Genomic DNA, 9,601 nt, shown 5'->3' on the forward strand with positions numbered 1-9,601 from the left:
CGACCGGGGCGGTGGAATGTTCCACCGCCCCGGCCATGGGAGGGCGATCCGATTTCGTCAGCGGCTCGGATCAGCCGGTCGGGGTGAGGCGATGACGCCCGCCAGCGTCGGCCTCGGTCGGGGCGTCGGGCCCACCCGCGGGATGGACGATCGCCTCCTCGCGGAACCCGTGCCGCTCCCACCAGCGGCGCAACGGCCCGGGCGCGTACCAGTTCCAGCCGCCGAGCAGCTTCATCGTCGCCGGCACCATCAGCGCTCGGACGATGGTGGCGTCGACCAGGATCGCGACCAGCATGCCGATGCCGAGCATCTTCATGAAGACGATCCCGCTGGTGGCGAAGGCGCCGATCACCACGGCCAGCAGCACCGCCGCGCTGGTGATGATCCGGCCGGTCTTCTGCAAGCCGGTGGCGACGGCGATCTCGTTGCGCGCGGCCGCCGGGAGGCTCGGGTCGCCGGCGTCCCACTGCTCCCGGATCCGGGAGAGCAGGAAGACCTCGTAGTCCATCGAGAGCCCGAACAGGATCGCCAGCATCAGGATCGGCTGGGTGGCGTCGAGGTAGCCCTGCGGCGTGAACCCGAGGAGGCCCGAGAGGTGGCCGTCGTTGAAGATCCAGGTCACCACGCCGAAGGAGGCGGTGATCGAGAAGGCGTTCATCGCCACCGCCTTGATCGGCAGCACCACCGAACCGAACGCGATGAAGAGCAGCACCAGCATCACCGCGACCACGATCAGCCCCATCCACGGCAGGTGGGCGCCGACGGAGTCGATCAGGTCCACCACGTCCGCGGACTGGCCGCCGACCAGCACGGTGCCCTGCTCCGGGGTGATCTGGCGCAGGTCGCGGACCATCTGCTGGGAGTCCTGCGTCTGGGCGTTGCCGTCCCACGTCGTGCGGATCAGCACGTGGGGGCCGGCCTGGGCGATCACCGCGGCCGCGGGGTCGCCGGGCAGCTCGGCGACGTCGGCGAGGTAGGCGTCCACCGTCGCCTGGTCGGCGCCCTCGAGCAGCGAGTTCGCGCTCGAGGTCTCCGGGCCGAACGTGGTCAGCTTCGCGGCCGCGACGTGCGCCGGGGCGTCGTCCGGCAGCACCCGGTAGTCGACGCTGCCCCAGCGGACGCCGAGGAACGGCGAGGCGAAGGTGAGCAGCACGACCGCGGTCAGGGCGAGCACGGCCACCGGACGGCGCATCACCGCGCGGGCCAGGGCGGCCCAGCGGCCGTTCTCGTCGGAGACGCCGACCGGGCGGTTCCGGCGCCAGGGCAGGCGGCCGGCGTCGACCCGGCGTCCCAGCAGGACGAGGACCGCGGGGAGGATGGTGAGCGCGGCGAGCATCGCGATCAGCACGGCCGCCATCCCGCCGTACCCCATGCTGCGCAGGAACATCTGAGGAAAGATCAGCAGGCTGGACAGCGCGGCGGCGACGGTGAGCCCGGAGAAGAGGACCGTGCGGCCGGCCGTGGCGATGGTACGGCGGATGGCGACCTGCGCGGCGTCGGGCTGGTCCTCGGGCAACGCCGCGAGCTCCTCGCGGAACCGGCTGACCACGAACAGCGCATAGTCGATCGCCAGGCCGATGCCGAGCAGCGAGATCACGTTGACCGCGAAGACCGACACGTCGGTGACCTGGGTGAGCAGCCGGACCACCGCGAGGCCGCCGATCATGGCGATCACACCGACCATCGCGGGCATCGCGGCGGCGACCAGGCTGCCGAAGATCAGCAGCGCGAGCAGGACCACGATCGGCATCGAGATGATCTCGGCCCGCTCGAGGTCCTCGGCCGTGATCTCGTTGACGTCGGTGAACGAGGCGTAGGCACCCGCGACATCGGTGTGCAGTCCGGCCGCGCCCGAGGCGTCGAGGCCGGGCCGGATCTCCTCGTAGTTGTCGAGGTAGTCGTCCTGGCTGTCGCCGGCCAGCGAGATCAGCACCTGCGCCGAGTGGCCGTCCGGCGTGACCAGCCCCGCGTCGGGGGCGGCGTAGTACGGCACGACCCGGGCCACGGCGTCGGCCGGCAGGCCGTCCACGACGGCGGCCACCTCGCGCCGGAACGCCGGCTGGTCGGCGGTGAGGTCGTCGCTGGTGTAGATCGCGACGACGTCGACGGACTGGTTCCCGAAGAGCGCGCGCTCGGCACTGAGCTCGCGGTACCCCTCGGCGGAGGAGTCGTCGAACCCGCCCCGGGAGAGCGAGTCGAAGACGCCGACTCCATAGACCCCGGCGGCCGCGACCAGCAGCAGCCCGAGGACGAGCACGAGCCGCGCACGGTGCGCGACGATGTTGCTCCAGCGATCGATCATGAGTGGGCCCCCTGAGTCGTCCACCACGGTTTAGTAAACAGCGTGAGCATCGTTAACGGTGTTAACGCATCGAAAGTAAACGGTGTAAACTTCTCCCGTCAACCCCCTTTTCGGAAGGAGTCCCGTGGGCCACATCCCGGCACCCCCGACCCGCCGCGAGCGCCAACGCGAGGCGACGTACGACGAGATCGTCACGGTCGCGGCCGAGCTGCTCGCCGAGGGAGCGGACCTGTCGTTGCGGGCCGTCGCCGCGCGGATGGGGATGACCGCCCCGGCCCTGTACCGCTACGTCGCCGACTACCAGGCGCTGGTCGACCTGGTCGCCTACGAGCTGGACCGGCGGGCGACCGCGGAGTGGGCCAAGGAGGCCGAGCGCTTCCCCGAGGACGACCCGATGGCGCGGCTGACCGTGGCCTGCTGCGCCTTCCGACGGTGGGCGATCGCGAACCCGCGGGCCTTCTCCCTCGTCTTCGCCAACCCGATCGCCAGCCACGTCACCGAGCGGCGCGAGGCGCTGACCGTGGCCACCTCGGGCTGCTACCTGACCGACCTGCTCTTCCAGGTGTGGGAGAAGACCAAGTTCCCCTACCCGAGCCTCGAGGAGCTCGACCCGATCGTGCGCGAGGCCGTGCAGGACCCGTGGATCCCGGCCGACACCTCCCAGATCGCGCCCGAGGACCGCGGGCTGGTCTGGATCTACATGCGCTCCTGGGCCGCCGTGTACGGCGTGGTCGCGCTCGAGGCGACGATGCACTGCGACCCGCGGGTGATCCGCAGCGGCGCGCTGTTCCGGGCGACGCTGGTCGACTGGCTCGAGCCGCTCGGCATGGACGGGGACCGGGAGCGACTGACCGCGATCCTCGACGCGGAGCTGGCGCGGGACCGCGCCACGGCGGGCTGAGCCGGGTCAGGCGCCGAGGATCTCGTCGACCCAGGCGGGCACCAGCTCGCCGGCCCGGCCGTGCCGGGCCTCGTGGAAGAAGAAGGTGCCCTCGCTCGGCTCCAGGTTGAGCTCGATCGCACGTGCGCCGTGCCGGCGCGCGTGCTGCACGAACCCGGCCGCCGGGTAGACCGCGCCCGAGGTGCCGATGGAGACGAAGACCTCGGCCTCGCCGAGCGCATCCACGATCCGGTCCATCTCGTAGGGGATCTCGCCGAACCAGACCACGTCCGGGCGCAGCGTCACCTCGCCGCAGGACGGGCAGGCGGGACGCTCGCCCAGGGTGCCGGCCCAGGGGTGCCGCACGTCGCAGGCGGTGCACCACGCCTTGAGCAGCTCCCCGTGCATGTGCACGACGTTGGTCGAGCCGGCGCGCTCGTGCAGGTCGTCGATGTTCTGGGTGACCACCAACAGCTCCTCGCCGACGGCGGCCTCGAGCCGGGCGAGCGCGTCGTGGGCGGGGTTGGGCTTGACGTTCGCCAGCGCCGCGCGGCGCTCGTCGTAGAACCGGAGCACGGTCGCGGGGTCCCGCTGGTAGCCCTCGGGGGTGGCCACGTCCTCCACGTGGTGCCCCTCCCAGAGCCCGTCGGCGTCGCGGAACGTCGGCACGCCGCTCTCGGCGGAGATGCCGGCGCCGGTCAGGACCACGATGCGACTCACGTCACGCAGCGTACGTGAGGCGTTCGACCGCCGGGGCCGGAGTCCCGAGTCACGGGCGGTCCGGTCGCCCCCGCTCCCGGGCCCCGGCCGCGACCACGTCGGCGGCCGCCGCCACGTGCCGGGGGTCGCCGGCGGCGCGCTGCCACGACACCCAGGAGTAGGCCGGGACCAGGCGCAGCGCACCGCGCTCGAGCAGCCCCAGGCCGACCAGCGCCTCGACGATCCCGTCGGCGGCGTCCGGCGCCACCGCCGCCATCACCACGTCCCCGTCCGGTCTGACCGACGCGCCCGGGAGGACCGCGATCTCGTCGACCGCGGGATCGTTCGCCAGCACGTCCACGACCTCGGGGGTGAGGTCGGCCGGGGAGGAGATGCGGAGGTCCAGCACAGCGTCGATTGTGGCGCGTGCCCGGAGATCGTGCGCCGCGAACCGCGAGATCACGCCCCATCAGCGTGACTCACGCCGCAACCAGACCCCGGATCAGGAGCGCCGCGCCGACGACGTAGCAGGCCGTCACCAACGCCGCCCGCCCGTGCCGGTGTGCCCCGTCCTGCACCGACAGGACCAGGCGCTGCGCCATCCCCGGGTCGGTGACGCACAGCGTCAGCGCGGCGATCGGCACGGCGAACCAGATCACGTCGTAGATCGCGACCGCGATCAGGCCGCCGGGCAGCCGCGGCTCGTGGGCGACGATCAGGTTGAGCGCGACCAGGTAGAACACCCCCGGGATGTGGGTGAGCGCCCCCGCCACCGCGGCCATCGGGGCGCGGACCTCGCGGTCGAACCAGCCCGCCACCGGCCCCCGCGGTTCCTGCGCGGGGGCGACGCGGCGCTGACCCACCCCGAGGTGCACCGCGATCCCGAGCAGCAGCACCAGGACCCCGCCGACGGCGTCCACCACGCCCCGCGCCTGGCTGACGTGGCGCTGCACCTGGAAGCCGTGGAAGACGCTGACCACCAGGACGCCGAACGCGATCGTGAAGCAGAGCCCCCCGACGACGTACGCGAGCATCAGCCGCCGGCGCTGCTCACGGGTGAGGAGCGCGGAGACCGCGGCCAGGCTGGTGGGGCGGATCGTGCTCGCCAGCGCGAGCAGTACGAGCTCAGGGACCAAGGTCGACCTCCGCCGATGTCGCGAGCAGCGTAGCCCGCAGACGGGCCGACCGCCCGCCGGCGCGGGTCACGCCGGTGCGGGCGCGAGCACGATGTCGAAGGAGGTCCGCGACCAGGTTCCGTCGATCGACCGTCCGTCCGGGGTCGGTGTCCCGGCGCCCTGCCGCTCGAAGTCACGCACCAGCGACTCCTTGACCCCGAACACCGCGTCCGAGGCGAGCAGCTCGTCGCCCCTCACGAAGATGTGCGTGACCAGGGTCCGGTAGCCGGGCGCCCGGACCATGAGGTGCAGGTGTGCGGCGCGCATCGGCGACCGGCCGGTCGCCTCGAGCATCTGCCCGACGGGGCCGTCGTGCGGGATCGGGTACGGCGTGGGCGTGATCGCCCAGAACCGGTACGAGCCGTCCCGGTCGCTGAACAGGTGGCCCCGCGCGGCGGTCCGGTCGTCGGCGTACTGCACGTCGTAGAAGCCGTCGTCGTCCGCCTCCCACACCTCGATCCGGGCGCCGGGCACCGGCCGGCCGTCGACGTCGCGAACCGTGCCCTCGACCCAGCAGGGCTCGCCGGCCGCACCGTGCGCGATGTCGCCGCCGCGGCCGACCTCGGGCGAGCCCTCGACGAAGAAGGGACCGAAGACGGTCGCCTCGGTGGCGTCGCCGACCGCCTCGTTGTTGATGGCGATGGTCTGCATCGAGGCGCCGAGGGTGTCCGAGAGCAGGATGAACTCCTGGCGCCGGTCGTCGGTCAGGTGACCGACCGCGGTCAGGAAGGCGATGCCCGCGGCCCACTCCTCCTCGGTCAGCCGGACGTCGCGCAGGAACGCGTGCAGGTGGGTGACGACGCCGCGCAGCAGCTCCTTGCGCCGCGGGTCGGCGCAGCCGTCGAAGGAGGCGAGCACCCGCGCGACGACGTCGTCCTCGCGCGCACGCTGCTCGGCGGAGATCTCGGCGGCTCGGCTGATCTGCTCGCTCACTGGGGCTCCTCCCCGGCCCAGGCCGCCTGCAGCAGCCGGGTCAGGTTCTCGGTGGTCACGGGCGTCGGGTTGGACGGGGGCGCGATCGCGAGCACGTCCTCGACGGCGGCGGGGATGTCCGCCTCCTCGAGGCCGACGTCGCGCAGCGCACGCGGTGCCCCCAGGGTGCTTCTCAGCTCCTGCAGGCCCGCCAGCGCCGTCGGGCTGCCGAACGCCCCGGCCAACCGGGTCGCGGCCTCCGGGGCGTTCGGCGCGTTGAGCGCGAGGACGTACGGCAGCACGGTCGCGTGGGTCTGCGCGTGCGGGAGGTCGTACCTGCCGCCGAGCACGTGGCAGATCTTGTGGTGCAGCCCGGATCCGGCCGAGGCGAACGCCTTCGCGGCCAGGTGGGCGCCGTAGAGCGCCAGCTCGATGCCCGGAAGCCCGGCCGGATCGCCCGCGACCAGCGGCAGACCGTCGCGCAGGGCACGGGCGCCCTCGGTGGCCAGGACCGCGTTGATCGGGTCGGCCTGCGGCGCCCACAGGGAGTCCACGCAGTGGGCGAGCGCGTTGAGACCGCTGGCGACCGACAGCTCCACCGGCAGGCTGCGCAGCAGGGTGGCGTCGTACACGACGGCGCGCGGCAGCACCACCGGGTCGACGCCGGTCGTCTTGCGGCTGGCCTCGGTGAGCCCCCACACGGCGGTCGCCTCGCTGCCGGCGTACGTCGTCGGGACGGCGACGATCGGCAGTCCGGTGGTCAGCGCGACCGCCTTGGCCAACCCTGTGGTGGATCCGCCGCCGACCGAGACGATCGCGTCGGCCCGGCTCTCCACGGCCGCCGCCCGCGCCCGCTCGGCGACCTCGATCGGCACGTGCATCACGACCTCGTCGTGGCGCAGGACCGGCGTCAGGCCCGACGTGACCAGGTCGGCCAGCTCACCCTCGGCGGACCCGGCGATCACCATCACCCGCGCGGCGCCCAGGCGCTCGACCTCCGCCGTGACGGCGGCCGCGGCGTCACCGGTCTGGAAGCGGACGCGCTGGGGCAGGGACTCGTGGACGAAGTGCACGGGTCCAGTCTCGGGTCTCGCCGGCGCGCGCGACAGGACCTCTCGACCCATGGCGGGCATCCGGGCGTGCTCCTCCGCGCTCCTCCGTGCTGGGCGGGGCCTCAGGGCATCAGGCCCGGGAGGTCGACCGACCAGGAACGGAGGTCGAGGAGGCTCGCGGTCCCGCGTGGTGATCGACCCCCGAGGCGGGTCGTGTGCCCGAGACATCGGGACAGCGGGCCCCTGGGCACACGACGCCGTCCGGCGCCGGCGCTCCGCTCGAGTCGTGTGCCCCACACCCTGGAATAGCGGGTGCTCAGGCACACGACCCGCACCCGCGCCGACTCAGTAGTACCAGGGGTACGGCGACCAGTCGGGGTCGCGCTTCTCCAGGAACTGGTCGCGGCCCTCCTGGGCCTCGTCGGTCATGTAGGCCAGGCGGGTGGTCTCGCCGGCGAAGAGCTGCTGGCCGACCAGGCCGTCGTCGAGGAGGTTGAACGAGTACTTGAGCATCCGCTGGGCGGTGGGGCTCTTGCCGTTGATCTTGCGGCCCCACTCCAGGGCCTCCTTCTCCAGGTCGGCGTGGTCGACGACCCGGTTGACTGCGCCCATCCGGTGCATGGTCTCCGCGTCGTACTCGTCGCCGAGGAAGAAGATCTCGCGGGCGAACTTCTGGCCCACCTGGCGGGCAAGGTACGCCGAGCCGTAGCCGCCGTCGAAGGAGCCCACGTCGGCGTCGGTCTGCTTGAACCGGGCGTGCTCGCGGGAGGCGAGGGTGAGGTCGCAGACGACGTGCAGGGAGTGGCCGCCGCCGGCCGCCCAGCCCGGCACCACGCAGATGACGACCTTCGGCATGAACCGGATCAGCCGCTGGCACTCCAGGATGTGCAGCCGGGCCAGCTTGGCCTTGTCGATGGCGCTCGGCTCCTCGGCGCCGGTGTCGTCCGCGCCGATCGCCTTGTCCTCGTACTGGTAGCCGGCCTTGCCGCGGATCCGCTGGTCACCGCCGGTGCAGAAGGCCCACTTGCCGTTCTTCGCGGACGGGCCGTTGCCGGTCAGGATGACGCAGCCGACGTCGGCGGAGGTGCGCGCGTGCTCCAGGGTGCGGAGCAGCTCGTCGACCGTGTTCGGGCGGAACGCGTTGAGCACGTCGGGGCGGTCGAAGGCGATCCGGACCGTGCCGTGCGCCTTGGCGCGGTGGTAGGTCAGGTCGGTGAGGTCCTCGAAGCCGGGCACCACGTCCCACTGGCTCGCGTCGAAGATCTCGCTCACGCCGTCGATCGCACTCATGACGCGAACGCTACTGCCCGCCCCGCCGACCGCAGGGGGCAGGTCGCGGACGCCCGACCGGTGCCCGCGCGCCCGGTCAGTCCTCGATGCGCTCCAGCAGGAAGACCGGGATCTTGCGGTCGGTCTTCTCCTGGTACTCCGCGTACGGCGCGTACTGCGCCACCGCGCGCTCCCACCACTCCTCGCGCTCGGCGCCCTCGGCGATCCGCGCCCGGTAGAGCGCCGGCGTCGGACCGTCCTGGAGCTGGACGACCGGATCGGCGACGAAGTTGTAGTACCAGGCGGGGTTCTCCGGCGTGCCGCCCTTGGAGGCGACGGCGGCGTAGACCCCGTCCTTCTCGACCCGCATCACCGGGTTCTTGCGGAGGTTGCCGGACTTCACGCCGCGGGAGGTGATCACGACGATCGGCCACTCGGGGTGGTCCATGAGCGTGTTCGCCTCGCGGCCGTCCGTGGCCTCGTAGGTCTCGACCTGGTCACGCACCCAGGCCTGCGGGTTCGGCTCGTAGGTTCCTTCGAGGAGATCCATGGTGTTCACAACACCATGCCGCGGGCCCGGATTCCAGAGGTGGTTTCGAGGCTCGGCGCCGGGGCGCCTCGCACCTCAACCACCGGCGACGCCGGCGCCGGGGCGCCTCGCACCTCAACCAGCGGCGGCGGGTCAGTCGTTGGCGTTGGCGATGGTGACCGCGAGCCCGCACAGGTGCCCGAGGCGGGCCAGCTCGGAGTCCAGGAACTCCGGCCCGCCGCGCCGGCCGATCACGACGATCTCGTTGCCGTCGAGCCGGGCGGCGGCGTACAGCGTGTTCTCGTCCTCGGGGACCTCGAGCCGCTCCGGGCCCTCGATCTCGAGGAACTCCAGCTCGTCGGGCGCTGCGCTGGTGCCGTAGACGACGCCCTTCGCCCGGTGCACCCGGGAGCCCCAGTCGGCACGGAACGTCGCCGGCAGCAGGTCGACCAGGCGGTCCAGCGCGTGCCCGGGTGACGCGGTGAGCTCCTCGACCGCCTCCAGGTCCAGCACCAGCGTCCCGCCGGACGGGTAGTGACTGATCCACAGCACCCGGACCCCGTCCAACACGTTGCACGCCGACACGATCGTGTCGGGCATCGTGCCCTGCGGGATCTCGAGCAGCACGTCGTCCAGCGCCGTGCCGTCGGAGCGCTTCTCGACGATCTCGATCGCCTCGATGTCACCGCCCGCCATACCGATCGCGGTCGCCACCCGCCCCAGCGAACCGGGGACGTCGGGGAGTGCCACGCGCATCAGGAAGGGCATGCGGCCACGCTAACG

Annotated in this window: 10 protein-coding genes; 1 reads left to right on the forward strand and 9 read right to left on the reverse strand. The window is 72.5% G+C overall.

Annotation, left to right across the window (positions count from 1 at the left end):
• Positions 1–70: 70 nt before the first annotated feature.
• Positions 71–2,302, reverse strand: a complete 2,232-nt coding sequence (locus E8D34_RS13225) for an MMPL family transporter (RefSeq protein ID WP_136595114.1) — start codon at positions 2,300–2,302, stop codon at positions 71–73.
• 124 nt (positions 2,303–2,426) lie between these two features.
• Between E8D34_RS13225 and E8D34_RS13230 the strand changes: the two genes are divergently transcribed.
• A complete protein-coding gene (locus E8D34_RS13230) occupies positions 2,427–3,203 on the forward strand; it encodes a WHG domain-containing protein (protein ID WP_136595115.1) in 777 nt (258 codons plus the stop codon).
• Positions 3,204–3,209: 6 nt separating this feature from the next.
• On the opposite strand, the gene E8D34_RS13235 is transcribed toward E8D34_RS13230, so the two are convergent.
• The 8 genes from E8D34_RS13235 to E8D34_RS13270 all read right to left on the reverse strand — a co-directional run bounded on the left by E8D34_RS13235 (position 3,210) and on the right by E8D34_RS13270 (position 9,586).
• Positions 3,210–3,902, reverse strand: coding sequence for an NAD-dependent deacylase (locus E8D34_RS13235; protein WP_136595116.1), 693 nt, complete (start codon positions 3,900–3,902; stop codon positions 3,210–3,212).
• Positions 3,903–3,951: 49 nt separating this feature from the next.
• Complete coding sequence (locus E8D34_RS13240; protein ID WP_136595117.1) at positions 3,952–4,290, reverse strand: hypothetical protein; 339 nt, start codon at positions 4,288–4,290, stop codon at positions 3,952–3,954.
• Between the two features lie 70 nt (positions 4,291–4,360).
• Positions 4,361–5,017, reverse strand: coding sequence for a GAP family protein (locus E8D34_RS13245; protein WP_136595118.1), 657 nt, complete (start codon positions 5,015–5,017; stop codon positions 4,361–4,363).
• 66 nt (positions 5,018–5,083) lie between these two features.
• Positions 5,084–5,989 (reverse strand): intradiol ring-cleavage dioxygenase, encoded by a 906-nt coding sequence (locus E8D34_RS13250; RefSeq protein ID WP_240771339.1) that lies wholly within the window; start codon positions 5,987–5,989, stop codon positions 5,084–5,086.
• A complete protein-coding gene (locus E8D34_RS13255) occupies positions 5,986–7,041 on the reverse strand; it encodes a maleylacetate reductase (RefSeq protein ID WP_206056710.1) in 1,056 nt (351 codons plus the stop codon). The genes E8D34_RS13250 and E8D34_RS13255 overlap by 4 nt, the downstream gene beginning before the upstream one ends.
• Before the next feature lie 324 nt (positions 7,042–7,365).
• Positions 7,366–8,310, reverse strand: coding sequence for a 1,4-dihydroxy-2-naphthoyl-CoA synthase (locus E8D34_RS13260; protein ID WP_136595120.1), 945 nt, complete (start codon positions 8,308–8,310; stop codon positions 7,366–7,368).
• A 76-nt stretch (positions 8,311–8,386) separates the two neighbouring features.
• The gene (locus E8D34_RS13265) at positions 8,387–8,839 is read right to left on the reverse strand and encodes a nitroreductase family deazaflavin-dependent oxidoreductase (RefSeq protein WP_136595223.1); all 453 of its coding nucleotides are present in this window, start codon (positions 8,837–8,839) and stop codon (positions 8,387–8,389) included.
• Positions 8,840–8,971: 132 nt separating this feature from the next.
• A complete protein-coding gene (locus E8D34_RS13270) occupies positions 8,972–9,586 on the reverse strand; it encodes an amino acid-binding protein (protein ID WP_136595121.1) in 615 nt (204 codons plus the stop codon).
• Positions 9,587–9,601: the final 15 nt, after the last annotated feature.

This window comes from Nocardioides sp. GY 10113 (assembly GCF_004919105.1).
GTDB lineage: Bacteria > Actinomycetota > Actinomycetes > Propionibacteriales > Nocardioidaceae > Nocardioides.